The organism is Catellatospora sichuanensis (assembly GCF_007483665.1).
GTDB lineage: Bacteria > Actinomycetota > Actinomycetes > Mycobacteriales > Micromonosporaceae > Catellatospora > Catellatospora sichuanensis.
The window spans coordinates 1-21,776 of the sequence record NZ_VIQO01000059.1 but is presented as its reverse complement, the minus strand read 5'-3'; the positions used below and the strand labels follow the sequence as shown (position 1 = coordinate 21,776).

The window sequence follows — 21,776 nt, the reverse complement described above, 5'->3', positions numbered from 1 at the left end:
GTATCAACCGGCTCAAACGCCACCGGGCGATGGCCACTCGGTACGACAAGCTCGCCGTCCGCTACCTGGCCACGATCCACATCACCGCGATCAACGAATGGCTACACGCACTTCGATACACGACCTAGGCGTCGATGCCAGAGCGACATCCGGAAGTCGACTACCTACGGGAGATCGAGCAGCTCGCCCGTGCTGTCGTGGAAGAGGCCGGGAACGAGGGGTGGTTGGCGTTCGACCCCAGCCGTGAGGTGAACCCTACGCCGCTACAGGCCTGTGATTGCACCGCCAGGCGCGGTACGCAGCGATGCCTGGTGCGCGCACAGCGCCTTGCGGTGGTCTGGAAGAAGCCGGCCCTCAGGCGTCACGGACCCGGAATACGAGCGCGGCTGCGACCAGGGCTGCAGCGGCGTACGCCGCTAGCATTCCCAGGCCCGCCCACGCTCCGATGTGGGTGGTCGTGGCGATGTCGCGGGTCGTCTGGATGGTCAGTCCCGCGTCCATCGGCGAGTACCGGTGGATGCGGTGCTGCCAGCGTGGGTCGGACACGAGCAGGGCGAGCACCGGTGAGGCGTATAGGAGCATGAGCACGGTGGTCACGGCGCCGGCCGTGTCCCGCACGAGGACGCCGACCCCGACGCCGAGTACGGCGATCAACGCGAGGTAGAGCACGGTGCCGACGGCTGCCCGCATAGTCAGGTCGTCGCCGAGCGATAGAGGCGGGTAGCCGTTGGCGCTGGTGAACCCGTTGCCGGGCAGCACCGTGCGGGCCGCCAGCAGCGACCCGAGCACACCGACGACGGCCGCGACGAGCGTGACGCCGGTGACGACGATCAGCTTGCTCGCCAGCACGGTGAGCCGGTCGGGTGTGGCCGCGAGCGTCGTTTTGATCATCTTGGTGCCGTATTCAGGGGTGACGGCGAGCACTGCGAGGATGACGATCGCGGCCTGGCCCAGGCGTACTCCGACCAGGCTGAGTTTGGTGGTGTCCTCGTAGCACCACGGTGCCTGGCAGTGCTGGATGTCGAGGGTGCCGGTGGCGGCGTAGCCGACCAGCACGGTGGCTGTGACTGCGGCCAGTAGCAGCCATCCGGTGCTGGGTACGGTGCGTAGTTTGGTCCATTCGGCGTGCAGGGTGCGGGTCATGCGTCGCGCCGCCGCAGCTGCCACCAGGCCAGCGCGAGCGCGCCGAGGGTGTATGCGCCGACCGTCGCGATGCCGGCCCACGGGCTGACCATCGACCAGGGTTCGACGAGGGTGGCGTCGGGTGCCTTGGCGCGTTGGGTGGCGAACCCGCCCGCGAGCGTGATGTGCATCAGCCAGCGGGTGGGCGTCAGGGGCAGCAGCGAGCCGATGATGATCGGCAGGATGACCAGGACGACGGCGGTGGTGATGGCGGGGGCGCTGCGCCGCATGAGGGTGCCGACGGCCATGCTGAACACCGCGACGGCGGCCATGAACGCGGCTGTCAGCAGCAGGGTCCGTACGACTGCCGGGTCGGTCAGCGACTGCTTCGGGAATGCCGGCGGTGCGAAGCCGTGCTCGCGCAGCATCGGCTGTGCGATGACGAAGGCGGTGCCGGCGGAGGCGAGCGCGGTCAGGTACACCACGGTGCCGAGCACGATGGCCTTGGCAGCTAGGACGCGGCCGCGGCGTGGCGCGGCCATGAACGTCGTGCGGATCATGTCGCGGCGGTACTCGGACGTGGCGAAAAGCACGCCGAGTGCGATGAGCGCCATCAGCCCCGCTATCACGCCGATGAGCGAGATCTGCACGATGTCGTCCGGTGGCTCCTGCGGGCCGATCTTGCCGGAGCCGGTGATCGTGTAGACGCCGTCGGCCTCTTTCGTGCTGCCCATGGGCTGGTTGCCGCCCTTGCCCACCTCGCCGTCGGGTCCTTCGGGCTCCGCACGCGGCATGGTCACGGTGTCGCTGTGCCACGACGTGCCGGTGCCGCCCGTGGACAGCTGGAGGTTGTCGAACGTGGCCACGTTGCGGACTTCGCGGGCGCCCAGCGAGGTGCTGCCGGCCGAGCGTTGCAGCAGCAGTTCAGGCTCGGCGGACACGAATACGCCGATCTGCGCGGTCTGCGGCAAGTGGGGCACGGTGACCGTGCCGACCTGTCGCCAGGCGGCGCCGTCGGTGGACTCGTAGCCGGTGATCTGCTCGCCGGTGCGGGTCAGTCGCAGCCATCGCGGGCCGCCGCCTGGGCTGCCGGCCAGGTCGGTCGTGAAGTCACTTTGCAGCCGCACCCCATGCGTCGGGTTGACCAGCACCGCCGCGTACGACGAGCCGCTGCGGGTGCCGTCCTTGATGATGAGGCCGGCACCGGCCCATGGGCCTTTCGGCAGCTTCTGCGCGCCTTCCGGGCCGCCGGAGGGAGGCCGGACGTTCGGCGGCTCCCCCAGCGACGTTATCCGTACAGTGATCGTGCCGTCGCCGGTGATCGGCTGGTGGACGAACTGCATCCCGTCGGCGACGGGGGTGCCGTCTGGTCCGACGACGAAGTTCGGATTGTCGTTCATGTCGGTGGTGCCGCCGTTGGCGGCCAGTACGCTGAGCCCGACCGTCAGGGCCGCAGCGCCCAGCAGGGTGATCATCCAGCGGCGTACCGAGCGCAGTTTGGTCCACTCGGCCAGCAGCAGCCTGAACTCCTGCAATGTGTTCATCGGGCCCTCTCCCCGTTGCCGCTGAACTCGACCGCGTCGCGGGTCAGCTCCATGTACGCCTCTTCTAGGGATGCCCTGTGCGAGCGCAGCTCGGAGAACGCCAGCCCTGCGCTACTGAGCAGGCCGGCGACCTGCTCACCGGTCAGGCCATCGACGGTCAGCGTCTCGGCGTCGATCGCGGCTACGGTGGCGCCGGCATTGGCCAATAGCGTCATCACTTCGGTTCGCCGCAGTGTGCGCACCTCGACGCGGCCCTTGGACGCGGTGGCCAGCAGTTTGGTGACGCTGGTGTCGGCGATCAGGCGGCCGCGCCCGATGACGATCAGGTGGTCGGCGGTGTCCTGCAGCTCGCTCATCAGGTGGCTGGACACGAACACGGCCCGGCCTTCGGCGGCCAGCGAGCGCATCAGCCCGCGGATCCAGACGATGCCGTCGGGGTCGAGGCCGTTGACCGGTTCGTCGAACATCAGCACCGGCGGGTCCCCGAGCAGCGCGGCGGCGATGCCGAGCCGCTGCTGCATGCCCAGCGAGAAGCCGCCCGCCCGGCGGCGTGCCGCCGAGGCGAGCCCGATCTGGTCGAGGACTTCGTCGACACGCCGCCGTGCGATGCCGTTGCTGTGCGCGAGCCACAGCAGGTGGTCGCGTGCCTTGCGGCCCGGATGCACCGCGGAGGCGTCCAGCAGCGCGCCGACCTGAGTCAGCGGGGCTCGCAGCGACCGGTAAGGCCGACCGCCGACGAGCGCGTCGCCCTCGTCGGGCGCGTCGAGACCCAGGATGATTCGCATGGTGGTGGACTTGCCGGCCCCGTTGGGTCCGACGAAGCCGGTGACCTCCCCCGCCCGTACGGTGAAGGTCAGGCCGTCGACAGCGACCGTGCCTCGGTAGCGCTTACGCACGCCGCATACCTCGATGGTGGGTGACATGGCCAGCACGCTACGGCCGCGGGCGGGCTGCGGGCGTCACGCCAGCGAGCGGTTTGCGGCGTCCCCGCCGCGAGCTACCCCTCCCCCGTGTGGGGGATCCGGGTGCCCCCGCAGCCGGTGACGACGCCGCCCGGACCGGCCCGGCACAATGGCTGACGTGCAGCTGAACCCGGACGACCGACTGGCCGGCTACCGCCGCATCCTTGCGCCGGCGTATCTGCCCTATCTCGCGGCGGTCGTGCTCGGCTGCGCTGCACTAGCCGAGATCGCCGTCCGGGAGACCTGGCTGCCGCTGACCCAGCCCCCGGGCGCGCTGCTGGCCGCGGCGGCGACCGCACCGGTGGCGCTGGTGCGCACCCTGCCGGTAGCAGCAGCAGCCCTGATCAGCGCGGTGTGCATGCTCGGGCCGCCGGCCGGCTACCCACCGCCGGTCGCCGGCCTGGTCGCCCTCGCCGTCACCTGCTACGTGGTAGGGACAATCCACCGGGCCAGGACCGCCGCGCTGCTTGTCCTGCCGTTCGCCGTATACGCGATGCTGCCGCAGACCGCCGCCGCGTCCGGCGGCCGCTCCCTGGCCGTCGTGCTGCTGGCCGTCGCCGCGACCGCGGTGATCGCCGGCGCGGCACGGCGGGCCCACGCCGAGGCGGTACGGCGGGAGGCCTTTGACCGGGCCATCGCCGACACCCTGACCGAGCACGTGGCCCGCGGCGAACGCGCCCGCATCGCCCGTGAGCTGCACGACGTCGTCGCCCACCACATCTCCATGATCGCCGTGCAGGCCGAGTCGGCCCGGTTGACCACACCGGGGCTGCCCGACGAAGGCGCGCGCAAGCTCACCGCCATCGGCGACACCGCCCGCACCGCGCTGACCGAGATGCGACGGCTGCTCGGAGTGCTACGGGAGGACGCCGACCCCGCACCTGTCCGGCAGCCCCAGCCCGGTCTGCATCAGCTCAACGACCTGCTCGACGAGGCTCGCCGGCTGCGTCCCGGCAGCACCCGGCTCATCGTGCGTGGCACGGTCGGCGCCCTCGATCCCGGCATCGAACTGGTCGCCTACCGGATCGTGCAGGAGGCCCTGACCAACGTGCGTCGCCACGCCGCCGGCGCCGCGGTCGACGTCGAACTCCACTACCGGCACGACACCCTGCTGCTGCGCGTACGCGACAACGGTCCCGGCCCACAGGACACCATCGGGTCCGGCGGGCACGGGCTGACCGGCATGCGCGAACGCGCCGCCACGGTCGGCGGCCGGCTGACCGCAGGACCGGCACCCACCGGCGGGTTCCTCATCGAGGCCATCCTGCCTACCACGGAGACCGAGGCATGAACCCGATCCGCGTCATCGTCGTCGACGACCACGAGGTGGTCCGCACTGCCTTCGCCGGCCTGCTCGCCACCCAGCCCGACTTCACCGTCGCCGCCGTGGCCGCCGACGGCGAGCAGGCCGTGCAGGCTTGCCGCCTGCATCACCCGGACGTCGTGCTGATGGACGTACGCATGCCCGTGCTCGACGGCATCGAGGCCACCCGCCGCATCGTCGCAGAATCCGGCCCGGACGGGCCCCACATCCTGATCCTCACCACGTTCGACCTCGACGAGCACGTGTACGACGCGCTCGCCGCGGGAGCCGGCGGCTTCCTGCTCAAGGACGTCACCGCCGAGCGGCTGTTCGACGCCGTACGCATCGTCGCCGCCGGCGAGGCGCTGCTCGCCCCGACCGTCACCCGGCGGCTGGTCGCCGAGTTCGCGCGGCTGCGCCAGCAGCGGCGACCCCCGACCGCCGCGCTGAGCGCGCTGACCCCACGGGAGACCGAGGTGCTGTGCCTGATCGCCGAAGGGCTGTCGAACACGGAGATCGCGGCCCGGCTCGTGGTCGGCGAGGAGACGGTCAAGACCCACGTCAGCCGCGTACTGACCAAGCTCGGACTACGCGACCGCACCCAGGCGGTGGTGGTGGCTTACGAATCGGGGCTGGTAGTACCCGGCCGGTCACCGCGCAGCGAGTTCTGACGCGAGGACCGCCGACGCGCGCCGCCATCGTCAACTGTCTGCCAGCGAGTCCCGGCCATGACCCTTCGCCTGGAGTACCGGGCGCTGGGCATTTCCGTGCGTACGTTCGGCGCCAGGGTCACCGTGCTCATGGCCCGGCTCGGTGCCGCCAACCGATTCCAGGCCGGCGTCCGCGCCAAGGATAAAGGCTCGAGATAGACCCTGATCTGGCCAGGCCGCTGCTTCGGCCCAGGAGAACGTTGTCTTTGAACATCGAGCGTTATCGTGTAATCCTTCGCTGAGGGCACCGAAAGTCGGCCAAGGCCCGGCTGCTCGTGCGCCAGCCGGACGCGGCGTCTGACCTCGTAGCGCCTGACCGCCTATGAACAGCTGCGGCATCGTTGGCGCCTGGGGCCGGCCGCAGCAGACCAGCAGAGGTGAGGAACGTGATCAGGCCTTGTCGAGCGGGCCGCGCTCGCGGACGATCTCGGCCAGCAGCTGCAGGTTCGGGTGGTAGTTGTCCTGGCGCCAGATGACCGCCCACCGGATGGCCGGTGCGTCGGTGATCGGCAGATATGTGATGTCGGGCCGGGCGAAGTACCGCATGGCGTGGCGGCCGATCGGGTGCACTACCTGCTCGGTGCTGACCAGCATCGTGATCTCGTCGAAGTTCGCGACCGGAAGCCGGTGTGCGACGGGACGTCCGCTGGGTGTCGCGAACGGCGTGTATGCGTCTTCCCAGTATTCTGGTATGTGGCCACGACCAGTCGCCACGACGTGATCGTTGCCGAGAATCTCGAGGGATACGGGTCCATGATCGGCCAGCGGATGGCTGGCGGCCACGCACAACACCCGGGACTCGGTATGGATGACCGGGCCGACGGTCAGGTCGGGTTCCTCGACCGGCAGCCATGCGATCAGCGCGTCGATCTCCCCGGCTCGCAGCTGGCTGAAGGGTGCCAGGAACGACACGTAGCGGATCGTCAGTGCACAGCGCGGTTGCCGGGAGCGGAACTCGTCCCATAGCGGTCGTAGCTCTTGGGTGAGGGTCGGGATCATGCCGATACGCAGGGTCTGGGAGGTGCCTCGGGCGGCGAGCCGGGCACGATCGATGCTTTCGTGCAGGCTGTCGTAGACCGGCCGTAAGTCGTCACGGAGCTGTTGCCCGAGCGGTGTCAGCCGCACCGAGCGGCTGTTGCGGTCGAACAGCGCGCCGCCGACTCGGCGTTCCTGCTGTTTGATCGCCTGGCTGACACGTGCCTGGGAGACGTACAGGCGTTGCGCGGCGCGGCCGAAGTGGAGCTCTTCGGCCAAGGTCAGGAAGATCTCGATGTCGCGCAGCTCCATCCAATCCCCCGTTGCCCATTACCGAGCCGATTACCGACAGGTTATCGCTGCAATCACGAATTCTAACTTGATCGATGTGGTGCCGCTGCCGACGATGGACCCAGTGGCCGCCCGACCTGGCCGGCCGTCCCTCATTGCGAAAGGAACGCACCCGTGATGCAGCACGCACGACGGCCGATCCAGGTGACGATCGCAGCCGCGATCCACCCGATGATCGCCTTGGCCTTCTTGACCGTTCCCATGCTGGGACTCGGCTACGGCGGCGACGTCCAAGCCGCGGCCGAGGCGGAGGTCGCCCGCCAGGGCCTGCCGGCCTCGCTACTGGCCGACAACAACATCAGCTTCCGCGAGTCCGGCATCGCGATCGCAGTCCCGGTGATCATCGCACTGGCGTTCGTGGCGTTGGGTTGGTGGACCCTTTCCGGCAGGCGGGCCGCCAGGATCGCCGCGCTCATCGTGATGCCGTTGATCATCCTGGCCAATGTCGCCATCCTGCTGAGCAACGCCGGTGCGGTCGCAGCCCTGCAGGCCTTGTTCGCCGCGTCCAGCGACGAGAACCTGCGCCGCCTCGACGCGCAAGCGCTATTCGACGCCACCACCGCCGCTTACCCGGACTGGCTGCCCTGGCTCACCGGCGTACGCAATGTCGTCGTCTTCGGCGGCTCTGTGCTCGTCATCGTGCTACTGGCTGTTCGGTCGGGACGTGCCTACTTCCGAACCCCGCCACCTGCCTCCGTTCAGCAGACCCGAGCGACTCAGTCGACTTGGCCGGAGGGCCGTTAGGGCTGGTTCAACCAGTCGAGGTTCCCTGCTGGGATGATTGGTGCGCATGTCAGGCCGCAGCGCAAGAGGTTGGCTGGCCGCTCCCCCACGGCGCGTCCGAGGCTGCTGCTCACTCGGCTCAGGCCGTCTCCGAATCGGAGCGGGTCCTTCTGCCGGACCATTATGGCGTAATTGGTAAGCGAACAGTCAGGGCCAGCCAGCGGGGGGTGGGCTAGCGTGGTTGTCGCGTCGCTAGGGAGGTTTGCCACTTGGCCAGCTTTGTCGTGGTCGATCGATACGTTCAACCGATCGTCGCCGAACGAGGCACATCCGGTCAGTTTGCGCCGGTTGATGACGATGGCTTCCTCCTCGACCAAGACAGTCGCGATTCAGCGGGGTTGAACGCTCCTCTAGGACTCTCGATGCTGGTGGGTAGCAGCGAAAGCTTCGTGGTACTGGCTCCTGGCGGATCCGGTAAGACCGTGGCGATGAACCGGTGGTGCGAGCAGGAGCCGAGTTCTTCTGTCGTCGATGTGGTCGGGCTGTCCCCGAGAGAGCTACGGGAGGAACTGGGCACGGCCGTCGAGGCCGGCGGGCCGGTGTTCCTAGACGGCGTCGACGTTGCCGTTCGTGACATGCCGCAATTCTTCGATGTCCTCCGGAAGATGCTGGACTCCGCTGCCGCCAAGCGAACAGCTTGGCGGTTCGCGTGCCGTCCCGGGGTGTGGAGCCCGATGGCCAGCGTGCAGGAGTATCGCCTGCTTCCGCTGGACCGCGCCGCCGCTCGTGCGACGGTCGCGGATCGTGTCGCCGATCCCGATGCTTTCCTTGAGGCCGTGGTCACCGCTCGGCTGGGGCGCCTTGCGGCATGTCCCTTGCAGCTCCGAGACACGGCTACGCAGTGGCAGGAGACCGGGGAGCTTCCGACCGACCAAATCGCTTCGATGCGGTATGAAGTGGGGCGTCTACTGCGGGAACACAAGTCCGCGTATCGCGTACGCCTTGCAGCGGACCGTCAGCTGAGGTTGGCGGGGCGGTTGGCCGCGTTCAACGTGTTCTCGGGCGTTGCGGCTTTTGCCCGCGAGCCCATCCACGCTGGGTCAGCCATGCCCGTGGTGGCCGAACTGCCGTCAGACCCAGAGCCGGATGCACCTGGACAGCACGTCAACCTCGCTGATCTTGAAGATGTGCTGGGGTCGGCGCTGTTCGAATCGGGGTCGACAGCATCGCTAGTGTTCAGGCATCAACGGTACGCGGAGTATCTTGCGGCGGGATATCTGGTTACCCGCGGCGTTACGTCATCACAGGTCTCCGGCCTTCTCGGTGTTCGGGATGGCGTCATTCCAGGGCCGCAGATCGGTGTCGCGGTCTGGTTGACCGCACTCCAGCCTGAGCTGACAAGTCAGCTCCTTGCCAGGAATTCGCTTGCGATTGCGCGTTCAGGGATCGACCTTCCGGAACCGGCACGTGCAGCGCTGACCGAAGCGCTCCTCGACGAGGCCGCCCGGGGGCAAAGCGACATTGATTGGGCCATCGACCCCAAATACCTGGTCCATAGCCAGCTCGAACCGCAGCTGCACAGGTTTGCCGATAGCGCGTCAGACGCCACCTTGATCTGGTGGCTCGGCACACTGGCACGAGCTGGCCGCTGCACCGGTCTTGCCGACGACATGCTGCGGCTGTCCTTAGACACCTCCGTGCCCCCACACTCCCGCCGAGCCACCATCGCGGCAGTAGCTGAGGTCGGGACGGAACAAGACCTGTCCGCGCTAACGCCGCTGCTCCACTTGCAGGAAGAAGACGACCCGGACGACGAGGTCCTCGCTGGAGCGATAACTGCTTTGCACCCGCAGCTGCTTACCACGGCCGATCTCATCAGCGTCCTACGTCCCAGGCGCAACACCCATTTCATCGGCGCATACCTTCAGCTGTTCGCGGATCTTGCAGTAAGCCTGCCCACCGCCGAGCTTCCGATGATGCTGGAGTGGCTGGCCCGTCAGGGCAATCACGACGCTAGCGATGACGATTACGGATGGTTCCCCGAGAAGCTGACGGACCGAGCATGGCATCACCTCCACATCGCCGAAGTCATGGACGGGCTGGCGGCTCTTCTAGTCGCCCAAGTAGGACCACCCCACTTCGGGCACGCCATGTCCGTCAACCGACTGCCATGGAACGCCCTTGACATCGAGGACGCAAACAGGCGTAGACAGCTCGCAGTAACCCTTGCGCAACGGATACAGCCCGACCAATGGGATGAAATCCTCCACCTCGGCCTACTGGTGACACCAGACGCTGACTGGATCTTGGATACCCTCCCCGACCTACCCGCCACGGCACAACGCCCGCTGGCCGACTGTCTATCGCTCCTGTTGCCGGAGCCGACGGCCACACAGGCTGACTGCATACTCTCCCTTCCACCGTCACATCCCGCCTACGAGAGCACCAAGAACTGGCGGGAGCCGATCGATCTCGACTCCGACTACGCGAAAAGGATGCGCAAGTCGCACCAGCGGCGACGTGAAGCCCAGAAGGCTCACGACGACAGCGGTGAACGGCAGATTGCACATCTTGCCGAGGCGATTCGCGACACCGACGGTGATGCGGACCAGTGGTGGCGGATCACATACTGGCTCGGCGCCGGCGACAGGCAGGTCGAGATCTTCTCCCACGACCTCACCTCACGCAGCGGCTGGCAACACCTGGACCCTGCACAGCGCGACTGGGTAATCGACACAGGCATTGCATACCTGGAACGGCATGAGCTTCGACCGGAAAAATGGTTCGGGCACCAGCAGATTTCTGATCCGCATGTGGTGCCCGACTGGGCTGGCGTGTATTTGATGACAACGCTGACCCGCCACACGCCTCAGCGCCTCGCCGAACTATCCCCACAGGCTTGGCAGCGATGGGCGCCAGCGATCATCGCCGCGTGGAACTTCGATCGCAACACAGATGCTGAACTGAGATCCGAACTGCTCGATCACGTCCCGGCCGATAGCATCCACGCCATCAGCGAGGCAGCTCTCGGCTACCTTGACGCGATCAACCTGCACGGTGGCGACGTTGCAGCGCGCCCGGTGGTACACAGAATCCTGTCGAACATCTCCGATGAAGTGGCGGACCGGATCGGTCAGGAACGCTACGGTCCACACCTCACGCAGTCACTGCTGAACCACCTGATCGAATTCGATGCGGCGCTCGCCACCACCGTCAGCCGTCTCCTCACAACCACCTCCAGCCCGGATCTCGCGAGCACTGGCCAAAGTGCGCTCTGCCAACTGGTCCCATCCGAAGTTGTCAACGAACTCATACGCGGGCGACCAAGCCTCGATCAGGTTACAGGGGTTGTCCCGCGCCTACGCCTCGACCTGCTCGAAGAACGCGAACTGGAGACGCTCGCGGATCTCCTTCTTGTCCGATTCCCGCTCGATGACGACCCACCCCTCGAAGGCGTCGGCTTCGTCAGTCCCGAGATGGAGGTTCGCGAAGTCCGTCGGCGAGTCCTCACCCAGCTCCAGGAACGTGGCAGCACGGCAGCTCTTGAGCGCCTCCGCGAAGGGCGACCTCCAACCACAACTGCGGCTCTAACGTACTATGCCCGCACGGCACGGCTTCAAGCCGCAGAGACCTCGTACACGCCCGTACGACCCGAAGAGCTACTCAACCTACTCAAACGCTCCGACACCCGGCTCGTGAAGAACGACTACGACCTGATGTGCGTCGTTCTTGAGCACTTCGCCGAGTTACAGCGCCAGATACGGTCTGGTGCCCACCACTACCTCTGGAACGAGCACACCCCCAAGACCGAAGACACCATCAGCGACTGGGTCAGACACGAACTCCAGAGCCGCCTCCGTCATGGCGTCGTCGATCGTGAAGTTCAGGTTGCAAGACCTACCGAACGCGGCATCGGAACACGAATCGACCTCACGGCAACCTCAGCCACTGCCACCCACCCGATCGGGTCAGCGCGGCTGATCATCGAAGCAAAGCTGATCAACAACAAGGGACTCCTCACTGCGCTCACCGACCAACTGGCCGAGCGGTACCTAAAGCCCACAGGCCGGGCCTGCGGCGTCTACCTTGTCTACTGGATCGATCCCGAACAACGCCGCACCTGGCCGCGAAAGGGTCCCACGAACCTGGCCGAGCTGACACAGGAGCTGCACAGGCAGGCCACAGCGCTGAACGCTGAGTACAACATCGAACCGATAGTCCTCGACATCAGTCGCCCGCCGGCGTGAACGACAACCAGGCGTTTCGTCGGGGTCTCGGCATCTTGCAAGGCTGATGGGTCAACCGGTGGACCTGGCGGCTCGCAACGCAGCCGGTTTCGGCAGCGGCACGTGCGCCCGGCCGAAGTGGACCATGGCGGTGTCCACCGCGGCGATGCGCGTGCGGGTTTCGGCTACTTCGGGGTCATCGCTGGCGCCTCGATGCCAGCCGATGTGAGCGAGCACGCTGTCCGCTGCGTTGAGTGCAGCCAGCACCGATGAGGCCACGTCCAGAGGGTCCATGTTCCACTCGGCCCGCCGGTCGGCGAAGCGGGCGTTGCCCGAGAGTGTGTGCGGCAGCCCGTGGGTCACGCCCGACATGAGGTTGTACAGCCCTGGCAGGTGGAGATACAGACGGGTGATCAGGTCGGACATCTTGAGGTCGATCGGTGCTTCTGGACCGCCCGGGGATGTGCGAACACCTTTCGGGTTGCCGTTGCGGTTCACTGTGATCTCGATCCGTGCACGGGCGATCACGCCAAGGAGGTCGTCATGACGGCGCTGGAATCGGGGCCCAGGCGCCTGCATGTATGCGTTTCCCGGCACGCGCTTGGCCGCTTGCTGCGCCGACCGGGAGTCGTCGATGAGGAAGGCGATGCCACGGGCGAAGCGAAGCTCGAACGCCTCAGCCGGGTCGAGTACGTGAGCTACGTTCGCCGCACTCTCGACGGCCACCCGCGCTACCGTCGTGTGCGCGTAGACCGGTACCCCGACCGTCGGCGCCGACAGCATCAGGGCCAGTGCACGCAGGTGGTCGCTGACGTTGACTGCTGAGTGCAAGCAGTTGATCTGGATTCGGCTCCACAGCTCCTGCCTGTCACGGGCGCGCACTGAACGGGCCACTGTCTTGAAGTCGAGGTCTGCCGGTGAGCCCGTGATGCTTGTCTCGATCATCCGCTGCAGGGTCGGCTGCATGGCTTCTGCCTGGTCGCCGGCCTGTTGGTGCAGGAGTTGTAGGAAGGTCAGGGCTGAGTCCGACCGCACTGTGCCTCTCCGGTCTATTGGTATGTCAGTCACTCGAACGCGCAGGATATCTGGTCCATGATCATGGCGATGCCGGTCCAGTCGTCCGTCGGTGCCGGTTCGCCGTTGAGGGTGCGCTTGACCTTTCGCCTGAACGCCTGCTGGATCTTCTTCTTGACGTGGTCAGGCAGGCTGCCATGCCGGCGCTGCATCGAGTGGTGATCCTGCGCTGCCCACTGGACCGGCACCAGCTGCCCGTTGATCGTGAGAACGTCTCGCCCCAGGTACAGCTCTAGCGCCCCGGCCCGGCCGTTGACATCTTCCAGCGTGACCTGCCCTGCATGGCTCAGGGTGGTGGGGTAGCTTGTCAGCAGGTCGAGATCCGGGTAGTGCATCACACGGCACTGAGGCGGCAGTCTCCCGTTCTTCAGCTTGCGCAACCCCGCATGGCCTTCGGTGTCGTTGTCTGCCAGCGCGATAAAGCGGTTGGCGACCCCGGCGGCGATGAACGCTGACACCGTCTTCGCCAGGGCACCGACGCCGCCCTCGGCGCCTTCGGTGCCGGCGAAGTCGATGAAGGTCACGAACCCTTCAAGGTGAGGATGGGTAACCGACATCGCCAGGCTAAGGAGACGTGAATCGGTACTGCCTTCGGTGAGCACGATCAACGGTGCGTCTACCGCTGTGGACCTCAGTTGTTCGGTCCGAGCCGACGCGGCCCACGGCATGTGCGGGTCCATATCGTGGCAGCAACCCAACAGTTCGTGCAGGTCATGGCCTACTAGCATGTCCTCGGGGGCGGCCTCGAGAAGCAGACGCAGGAGACTGGGGGTTTCGACGCGGCCATACAAGCGTTCGACGTACTCGTCGGCTAGCGCGTCGGCACCAACACCTCGATACGGCAGACTAGCCGGTCGAGTCATCAACCGTCGGGCAGCAGCGATGAGATCGTCGACATCAGCCGGCTCCCACTGCTCAGCTTCAGGCACTTCAGGCAAGGCTCTGAGTTTCTCGTCCCGAAGCGCAACGATGCCCGCGCTGACCTCCCTGCGGGCACGGACCGAGGTGAAACCTTTGACCTGCAGCCGCTGCCGAAGCTCGCGGGCCGTTACGAAATATCCGTATTGGTCGTAGTCGTCGCCGTCCTCCGCTGCCGGAACATGCAGACGGTCGCGCTCCAGGAACAGTGCCACCACCTCGGTGTCATAGCCACGCGTCCACATGAACGAGTGACTGCCGAATGTCACATAGGTGTTGTGGCCCACGACCGAAGCCTCGCACAGGCTTACACCTTCGGCAGCTGAGTTCTGCGCCTCGATCTAGCACCGGATGCCGAGCACAGCGAGGCGGTCGACCACCCTCACACCTCGGAGCCCCAATGACCACCAGGCGGGCGAGCGGTCCGCGCACTGACTCGGCGGCTTTAGCGCAGCCTGAATTGCATGCAGTTGGCGCCGGGCAGTGGCCGGCCTGCATCGGACGCCGATGATGGCAACGACATCACGAGACTGCTCGCGGAGGTCAGGCGGCGGCGCGAGGCATCTGCGGCCGTCTTGCGTTTCCAAGGATGCACCGACGACACGACGGTGTGGCAGTGCCGCAGTCAGGGCAACGGCAGATACATGATCTCCATGTGCGGCCGTGTATTCTCGGCTGTGGGGTAGCTGTCACCGGCCTTTCGCCAGCCAGCCCGACGATAGACGGCCATGGCTGGAGCGTTTGGCCGCGCCGACAACACTGCATACCGCTCCGGCCGGTCGGCGAGAACGCGCCGCATCAGCTCTCCGCCGATGCCGTATCCCCGCCACGGCTGCAGGACCGCCCACTCCAGGATGAAGCAGCGGTCGACTCCGGTTAGGAAGTTCGGCGGCGGCCCCGCTGCCCGACGGAACCACCTGCTGCCCTCCATGGTGATGGCGTACTCGAATCCGACCAACTGCTGGCCGCTCCAGGCCGCCACGAACGTGAAGCCCAGCTGCCCGGCATGAGAGACCAGATCCTCGCCGAACGCGGCGATCTGCTCAGCGGAGTCGGAGTACGGAGGCTCCGTGAAGACCGACGCATACACCGCGACGATCGAGTCGCGGTGCTGGATGACTGCACGCTGGTCGAGCATTGCGTAGGTGATGAGGTTCATGAGGTCAGCTGCAGCCGTTCGCGCAGCGCGAGCGCCGCAGGTCGGTGCGTCTCGACCCGCGGCACGCTGTCCATCACCCGGCGCGCGATGCTGAGCACCGAGCCGCTGCGGGCCGCTGGAAGGTGGTCGAGCACTCGATGTGCCTCATCGAGGCCCTCGGACACGCGGCCGTCGATGACGAGGCACCGCGCCTTATGCAACTCCACCTTGGCCCGGTCCGGTGCCAGCGACGTCGAGCCGTAGAGCGCCAGTGCCGTGTCCTGCGCCGAGTACGCGGCGGCGGTACGACCTATCGCCGTCAGGACGTAGCTCGTGGTGTGCCAGAGCCGGACCTCGGGCCAGCCGAACATCGTTGTCGAGTCGCGCGCCGTCGCGTCAGGCACCTGGTGACTGAGCTCGGCCACGCGCCGCAGCGAGTCCTCTGCATCTGGGTGACCCGCGTTCGCCTGCGCTTGCGCGATCCCTGACCACAGACATGCGGTCGCGGCGTCGGTGCGGGTGCCGGCCAGGGCCGCTGCCGCCTCGCCTGTCGCCATCAACTGGCCAAGCGGCCGACCCAGGTAAAGCCCGTTCACGAGCTCCCAGGCTCGCACCCACACCCTGACCTGTATGTCGTCGCTGCTGTCGGCCGCGGCTCGGGCGATCCCCCACCAGCGCACGGCCTGATGCTGGTGCCCGAGACTCCCCCAGGTCAGCGCAGTCATCGCTGCCAGGTACGCCGCCGGTCTGGCCAGCGCCTTCCGGTTGCGCTCGCTCGCACCGTTGATCTGGTTCGTCAGCACACCCGTATCGGCTAGCAGTTGACCAAGCAGCGCCGAAGCGGGCGTCAGGTAGTACGACGCCCCGTAGTCAGCAACCAGCTGGTCCCACATGTCCACCGGCGAGGACAGGCCAAGAGCATCTGACAGGGCCTGGCGAACGGTCTCGCCGGCCGCGAGCGCAGGCACGAGGGCAAACAACCCGGCTTCGGTAAGGACGTCTCGGCGGTTCATATCGTCGTCTGCCTCGCTGAAGTGCCATGCCTGGATCAACCGACCCCGAGCGTCGAGCGCCGTGTCCAGGTCCTGGATGACTTCCAGGCTTGGGTTCTTCCGGGATCGACCGCCGATGAGATCGTAGAGGTACGACCGAGAGTAGCCGGTCACCTGAGCGAGTTTCGGGGCCTTCCAACCCCGCTCGCGCAAGAGTTCACCCAGCGTGACCTTGAACAATCTTGCGCCCACCCGCCACCCCTCCCAAGACCGTCATTGTCGCTGCTGTCCGCCGCCGTCCGCTTGTCGCAGCGGACTCCAGTGGACGCTGCGCGCTTCACATCGCCGGATCCCACTGTGACTCTGGGTTGAGGCATCGCCTCCGGGTGGTGACCTGAGGGGCATACCGGCCGCGTGTGTCCTGCCCTAACGGTAGGGCACACCGGACCACACAGCACACCCCGAAACCGCTAACAGCCCAGCGCAGAGGAGGTTCCGATGCCTGTCCTGCCCGGACGCCACACGCCTCGCTGCCCTGCGGCCCGAAGACACGACCACGCCGCCGGCGGTCCGTGTTCGGTCGGTGGCACTACCGCTCACCTCGCCAAGGCGGTGAGCGGACACGCAGCGGACCGCGCACCCGGCCGCTGCGAGCCGGGCCGTCCAGCCTCGACGGGCGGCCCGGCACCTAGAACCGCGGGCCTGTAGCTGCCACCGATGCGCTGCAGGTTTGCGGCGCCTGGGCTCCCGCGGTCGCAGTGGGAGCCCAGGCACTCAACGAGGTCACCTGAAAGACCGGTCCTGAGACGAGGTGAGGTTGACGATGCCGGATCAGTACTCGACGCCAGTGGCCGCAGGCACTGGCCATGCTCTCGACCACGATCGGTTGGCCGCTCGTGCCCGCAGCGGCATCGACACGGCCATGGACCTGCTGGCCAGGCATGAGGTCTCTAACGGCATCTGCAGCTGTGGCCGACCCGATCCATGCCCGCAGCGGCAGTCGTTGACCGCCACCCTCGACCACCACCGAGGCACTCTCGCTCTGCTTGAGAAGACCCTCGTGCTGCCGGTCCTGCCGGCTGCTTCCACGGAAGTAGCCGGCCGACGCTGGCGGCCGATCAGCGGCCTACGCAACCGCCTCAGGCCAAGCCCGGCTCGGGTGCAGCCGTGACCACCGATGCCGCGCTGGCCGCTCAGGAAGACCTGCGCCTCGCGTTGGCCGGATCCAGTCTGGTGACCTTGGACAGGTTCACCAGCGCCGGGCGCGCCAGCTTTCTCGGCCCCTCCGCGGTGCCCGCCGCCCGGCCTGCGCTGGCCGCCGGTTACTACACCTCCTGGCCGGCGGTCGGCAGCAGGACGCTGGCGACCGAACGAGGCCGCCGCGACGGCGATGCCAAGCACCGCTGGCTGGCACACGTGCACGCCGACCTCCGCGCCGCCTGCCGCGAGCTTCCCGGCCCCCCGGCCTTCGCGGCCTGGTACGGCAACAGCACCACCGCCCGCCTGGCCGCCGCGACCGGCGGCCGGGTCCTGACCGTCCCCGCCGACGTGCGCAACGTGCTCGAGGACAAGACCCGCCTCGACGGCCTGCTCTACACGGCCGGAGTCCGGCTGCGCATCCCCGCCTTGAGCGCGCCGGCCGCGCCGCCCTACGCCCGCGCCGCCGCCTACCTCGGCCCACGCCTGGTCGTGCAACCAGCTATAACGGCTGGCGGCCGGGGCACCTCGTTCGTCAACGGCCCGCAGACCTACACCGCCGCCGTCGACGGTCCCGGCCCGTGGCGCATCTCCACCTTCATCGACGGGGTCTCCTCCAACACGACCGTGCTGACCCTTCCCACCCGCACCGGCTGCACCGTCTACGTCGACATGCCGTCGCACAAACCGATCGGCATCACCGCCCTGGGCATCGCCGCAGCCAAGGGCGCAGGCAACGACTGGTCCGCGTCCCACCCTGCCTACCTAGTTCGCGAACTCGTTGACGCCCTCACCAAACTCGGGCACTACCTCTACGCCGCCTACGGCCTGATCGGGATCTGGGGCGCCGACACGATCTGGACCGACACCGGCCTCTTCCTCAACGAGATCAACATCCGTAACCAGGGCACCACCGAGATGTCCGGGGTCAACCAGATCCTGCGCGGCCTGCCACCGTTGCTAATCGCGCACCTGACCGCCTTCGCCGGCGGCACGGTGACCTGGCTGCCGCCCGCCGACGAGTTCAACACCGACACCGTCGCCCGAGCCGCCGTCGGAGGCCGCGCGCCCTACTACATCAAGCTGCGCAACCCCCATGGCCATCCGATCACCCCAACGCCGCGATGGCATGGCCCAGGCGTCTATCGCATGGACACCGCAGGACGCCTCACCTGGCTACGCCCCGGCGCGCACCCCCTCGACGCCGACACCGACCGCCAGGAAGTCCTGCTCGCCAACGGCCCCGACCACGGTGTCGTCTGCGCCCCCGGTGCCGAGCTCGGCACCGCCGAGGGGATCACCTCCCGCCCCGTGTTCACCGGACCAGCCGACCTCACACCACTCGGCCAGGCGATCCACCGCGCCGCCCTGGACCACTACACCAGCTGCCAACCGGAAAGGACCCAGCCGTGAACGCCGACGACTTGCTGCTGTCCACCGAGACGACCATTGACGACGGCACCCGTGCACGCCGACAGCACTTGGCGAACCAACTCACGACCCTGCCCGACGAAGCCTTCACCCGCCTGCAGTACCTGCAGCCCCAGATCGGCTGCTTCAACCGGTGCGCGTTCTGCTCCCAGGTCGCCGGCAGCGACGTCTGGCAGCTGTCGCTCACAGGGCTAACCGACCTGGCCGCCGCGATCGTCCACACCGTTCGCCGCCGCGGCGTACGCCTCGGTTCCGACCGGACCGTGCACCGGCCCGGTGTCCTGTTTCCATACCTCGACAACGACATCGCCAGCTATTCCCACCTCGGCCAGCTCGTCGACCTGTGCGCCGCAGACCTCCACGTCCGGTTGCGCATGTCCACGGTCGGGTACTCCGCGCACCAGGAACACCTGGTAGGCACCCACCGCCGTATCGTTGCCGACCACGCCGACGCGATCGACGGAATCCGGTTCTCTCTCACCCCCTATACCGTGGGATACCGCACCGACCGCGATACCTACATCGCCGACCTCGCAGCAGCACTGCGGACCTGGCGGCCCTACATCGACCGCGTCGGCCCCAGCGCCGCCCGCGCGGCCGTGGAACTGCGGTTCGCGCCGCTGGTCCACGCCGCCGACGCTCCGCTCTACGACGAGCTCACAGACGGCCGCCACGTCATCGCCGCAGGCCCGCACCTGCTCGTTTCGGTCAACCCGGCCAGTGCCCGCCCTGACCCGACCAGCATCGCCGCCGTCACCGGCCGCGAAGCGTCCTTGACCGCCCCCGGTGTGCCCTACCTACACCTCATCTCCGACCAGATCCTCGCCGCAGGTGATCACGCCAAGGCCGCCCGGCTGGCCCTCGAAGGACTGCTCATCGGCCCCCACCGCATCCGCCACGCCCTGGTCCATACCTGGACCAACGCCGACGGCCCGTACTACGCCGTCGACCCCGGGTTCACCCTCGACGGCCGCCACCGCGCCCTACACCTCTACACGCGCACCGAACGCCGCACCCGAAGCGGCTACACCGACGCCACCCGCTTCTTCCTCAACGCCCTGTTAGCCCACAAGACTGCCAGCGGCGTCGGCCGACGCGCACCGTTCCCGCACGCCACTGCCGCCGACGTCCGCGCCGTCCTGGACCGTCTCGCTGCCCGCGCCGACCAGCTCGCCGACGTCGACCGCCGCGCGGCCGCACACATCACCCGGCATGTGCTGCCCCTGGTACAGGCCCACGCCGAAGTCCTCGCGCAGGCCGGCTACCCGGCCTCGGCGTTCTTCGACCGGGGCTTCACCATCGACACCGGCCAGATCGTCAACCAGGGCAGAGCCCGTGCCCTGTTCCTCGGGCTTGCCGCCACCGAGGACGAACCGATGACCCCGCGCGAGGAGCGCGGCTACGGCGACCTCAGCCTGTCCAGCGTGCGCGGCACCGTCTGGCGAATCGCCGTCGCTCCGACCGAGGTCGGCCCGGTGCACCGCATCGGCGGTAAGAACACCGCCCAGGCTGCCCCTGCTTTGCTCGTCGAGGAACTCGACCCACAGCATCTGCGCCCCGTCAGCCGCGTCACCGGCCAGCCGCTGCGCCGCTACGTGCTCGACGGTGCCGAAACTGAGAAAATGCCCTTGACCTCAGCAAACCAGCTCTGCGCCTACCCGGGAGTGCCAGGGTGAACACACCCTTCGAGAAGATCAAGCTCCGCACCGCCGCCGCAGTGTTCTGCGAGGGACACGTCGCCCTCATCCACCGAGAGAAAGATGGCATCGACCAATACACGCTGCCCGGCGGCAACGTCGAGACCGGAGAGTCGCTGCACGACGCGCTGCGGCGTGAACTGGCTGAGGAGCTGCGCCTCGACCTCGACGACGAGTACCCACTGCACCTCATCGCCGTGCAAGACCAGATGGTCAGCCGCCCCGGCCCGACCGCCCCACCCCGCAAACTGCACCTGGTCTTCGCAGCCTGGATCACCCCTGAGCAGCGCGGCGAACTCGCACTCGTGGAGCACGACGACCTCTCCCCTGGCGCGATCGTGTGGGTGCCCGCAGGTGAGGTCTACCAGTTACACCTGTTCCCTGCCGTCGGTGAGGCCATCACCGGTGCCGACATCATGCGAAGCGGCCCCGGCGTGCTGCTGCCCGCCCTCACCGACAAAACCTTCCAATGGGTGTAGACCCCAGCCCACGCTGGATCACCATCGACGGACCCGGCGCGACCGGCAAGACCACCACTGCGGTGGCGCTCGAACCGCTGCTCGCCGCCGCAGGCCACCACGTCCTGCGAACGCAGCAGCCGTCCCGCTCGCCGTTCGGCGCCTACGTCCGCAACGCTCTACGTACCCTCGACGGGCTGCCCCTGGCCTGCGTCATCACCGCCGACCGCTATCAGCACGTACACACCGAGATCCTGCCCGCCCTGGCCGGCGGGCAGACCGTCATCTGCGACCGCTACGTCGCCTCTCTCGCCCTGGACATGCTGCGCGGAGTCCCAGAACAGCTCATGTGGGATCTCCACGCGGGCCTGCCCCGGCCAGACCTCGCAGTGATCCTCTCCAGCAGCCCAGACGCGCTGGAAACCCGAATAGCCGCACGTGGGCCGCACAGTCGCTGGCAAGCCGAGCCGGGCAACGCCAGCCGCGAAATCCGCGCCTACCAGGCAGCCTCCGCCACGCTGGCCGCCATGGACTGGCCACTGCTACAACTCCACACCGACCACACGCCGCCGACCGCCCTCGCCGACCGCATCGCCAGCACCCTGGAAAGACTCCCGATCCCCAGGCCGCGCGACTACCGCGCTTCCACGGAAGCACCCGGCCCACCGAGTCCGCCAGCGGCGTGATCTAGCGACAGGCAGATCACCGCAGCGCGACGTCGGCATGGAGATCCCCGTCCGGCCAAGGCTTCCCTAATTGAGGTTTGTCACACAATAACTCGCCCTAGAGAGCTATTCACTCGATAGACATCGATTAACGGCCGGAGCATTTGGTCAACCTGTGATCTGTCGGAAGTAGACACGACGACCCGTCCGCGGGTAGATCACCTGGCTTGTGACAACTCAACCGATCTTCGCGGACAGACCGCCACGGGTAGAGACTATGACGGGCCTGA

General features: G+C 67.4%; 16 protein-coding genes and 1 pseudogene. 9 read left to right on the top strand and 8 right to left on the bottom strand.

Annotation, left to right across the window (positions count from 1 at the left end):
• A pseudogene (locus FLL47_RS44595) lies at positions 1-128 on the top strand (IS5 family transposase); the annotation flags it as partial.
• Positions 129-354: 226 nt separating this feature from the next.
• On the opposite strand, the gene FLL47_RS42300 reads toward FLL47_RS44595, so the two are convergent.
• From FLL47_RS42300 to FLL47_RS42290, 3 genes are read right to left on the bottom strand one after another with little or no spacing between them, the layout of a single operon-like run.
• On the bottom strand, positions 355-1,143 hold the full coding sequence (locus FLL47_RS42300; protein ID WP_144128337.1) for an ABC transporter permease: 789 nt from the start codon (positions 1,141-1,143) through the stop codon (positions 355-357).
• Positions 1,140-2,666: an ABC transporter permease subunit gene (locus tag FLL47_RS42295; RefSeq protein ID WP_144128336.1), complete on the bottom strand. Its 1,527-nt coding sequence runs from the start codon at positions 2,664-2,666 to the stop codon at positions 1,140-1,142. Before FLL47_RS42295 ends, FLL47_RS42300 begins: the two co-directional genes overlap by 4 nt.
• Positions 2,663-3,589 carry an ABC transporter ATP-binding protein gene (locus FLL47_RS42290; RefSeq protein ID WP_144128335.1) on the bottom strand — a complete coding sequence of 309 codons (927 nt, stop codon included), beginning with the start codon at positions 3,587-3,589 and terminating at the stop codon, positions 2,663-2,665. Before FLL47_RS42290 ends, FLL47_RS42295 begins: the two co-directional genes overlap by 4 nt.
• A 157-nt stretch (positions 3,590-3,746) precedes the next feature.
• Between FLL47_RS42290 and FLL47_RS42285 the strand changes: the two genes are divergently transcribed.
• The gene (locus tag FLL47_RS42285) at positions 3,747-4,919 is read left to right on the top strand and encodes a sensor histidine kinase (RefSeq protein ID WP_246159337.1); all 1,173 of its coding nucleotides are present in this window, start codon (positions 3,747-3,749) and stop codon (positions 4,917-4,919) included.
• Positions 4,916-5,602 (top strand): response regulator, encoded by a 687-nt coding sequence (locus FLL47_RS42280; RefSeq protein ID WP_144128333.1) that lies wholly within the window; start codon positions 4,916-4,918, stop codon positions 5,600-5,602. Before FLL47_RS42285 ends, FLL47_RS42280 begins: the two co-directional genes overlap by 4 nt.
• A 429-nt stretch (positions 5,603-6,031) precedes the next feature.
• Here FLL47_RS42280 and FLL47_RS42275 read toward each other — a convergent pair whose 3' ends face one another.
• Complete coding sequence (locus FLL47_RS42275) at positions 6,032-6,928, bottom strand: LysR family transcriptional regulator (RefSeq protein ID WP_144128332.1); 897 nt, start codon at positions 6,926-6,928, stop codon at positions 6,032-6,034.
• Between the two features lie 183 nt (positions 6,929-7,111).
• On the opposite strand from FLL47_RS42275, the gene FLL47_RS42270 reads away from it, so the two are divergent.
• Both FLL47_RS42270 and FLL47_RS42265 read left to right on the top strand, forming a co-directional pair.
• On the top strand, positions 7,112-7,711 hold the full coding sequence (locus FLL47_RS42270) for a hypothetical protein (protein ID WP_144128331.1): 600 nt from the start codon (positions 7,112-7,114) through the stop codon (positions 7,709-7,711).
• A gap of 248 nt (positions 7,712-7,959) precedes the next feature.
• Positions 7,960-11,937 carry an NACHT domain-containing protein gene (locus FLL47_RS42265; protein WP_144128330.1) on the top strand — a complete coding sequence of 1,326 codons (3,978 nt, stop codon included), beginning with the start codon at positions 7,960-7,962 and terminating at the stop codon, positions 11,935-11,937.
• Between the two features lie 51 nt (positions 11,938-11,988).
• On the opposite strand, the gene FLL47_RS42260 is transcribed toward FLL47_RS42265, so the two are convergent.
• The 4 genes from FLL47_RS42260 to FLL47_RS42245 all read right to left on the bottom strand — a co-directional run bounded on the left by FLL47_RS42260 (position 11,989) and on the right by FLL47_RS42245 (position 16,290).
• On the bottom strand, positions 11,989-12,882 hold the full coding sequence (locus FLL47_RS42260) for a hypothetical protein (RefSeq protein WP_144128329.1): 894 nt from the start codon (positions 12,880-12,882) through the stop codon (positions 11,989-11,991).
• 98 nt (positions 12,883-12,980) lie between these two features.
• Positions 12,981-14,195 (bottom strand): HEPN/Toprim-associated domain-containing protein, encoded by a 1,215-nt coding sequence (locus tag FLL47_RS42255; RefSeq protein ID WP_144128328.1) that lies wholly within the window; start codon positions 14,193-14,195, stop codon positions 12,981-12,983.
• Positions 14,196-14,533: 338 nt separating this feature from the next.
• The gene (locus FLL47_RS42250; protein WP_144128327.1) at positions 14,534-15,067 is read right to left on the bottom strand and encodes a GNAT family N-acetyltransferase; all 534 of its coding nucleotides are present in this window, start codon (positions 15,065-15,067) and stop codon (positions 14,534-14,536) included.
• The gene (locus tag FLL47_RS42245) at positions 15,064-16,290 is read right to left on the bottom strand and encodes an XRE family transcriptional regulator (RefSeq protein WP_144128326.1); all 1,227 of its coding nucleotides are present in this window, start codon (positions 16,288-16,290) and stop codon (positions 15,064-15,066) included. Before FLL47_RS42245 ends, FLL47_RS42250 begins: the two co-directional genes overlap by 4 nt.
• Positions 16,291-17,205: 915 nt before the next feature.
• On the opposite strand from FLL47_RS42245, the gene FLL47_RS42240 reads away from it, so the two are divergent.
• From FLL47_RS42240 to FLL47_RS42225, 4 genes are read left to right on the top strand one after another with little or no spacing between them, the layout of a single operon-like run.
• Positions 17,206-18,648, top strand: a complete 1,443-nt coding sequence (locus tag FLL47_RS42240) for a hypothetical protein (RefSeq protein WP_144128325.1) — start codon at positions 17,206-17,208, stop codon at positions 18,646-18,648.
• Positions 18,645-20,342 (top strand): hypothetical protein, encoded by a 1,698-nt coding sequence (locus FLL47_RS42235; protein WP_144128324.1) that lies wholly within the window; start codon positions 18,645-18,647, stop codon positions 20,340-20,342. The genes FLL47_RS42240 and FLL47_RS42235 overlap by 4 nt, the downstream gene beginning before the upstream one ends.
• A complete protein-coding gene (locus FLL47_RS42230; protein WP_186316252.1) occupies positions 20,339-20,842 on the top strand; it encodes an NUDIX hydrolase in 504 nt (167 codons plus the stop codon). The genes FLL47_RS42235 and FLL47_RS42230 overlap by 4 nt, the downstream gene beginning before the upstream one ends.
• Positions 20,833-21,507, top strand: a complete 675-nt coding sequence (locus tag FLL47_RS42225) for a dTMP kinase (RefSeq protein WP_144128322.1) — start codon at positions 20,833-20,835, stop codon at positions 21,505-21,507. Before FLL47_RS42230 ends, FLL47_RS42225 begins: the two co-directional genes overlap by 10 nt.
• The last annotated feature ends 269 nt before the right edge of the window (positions 21,508-21,776 follow it).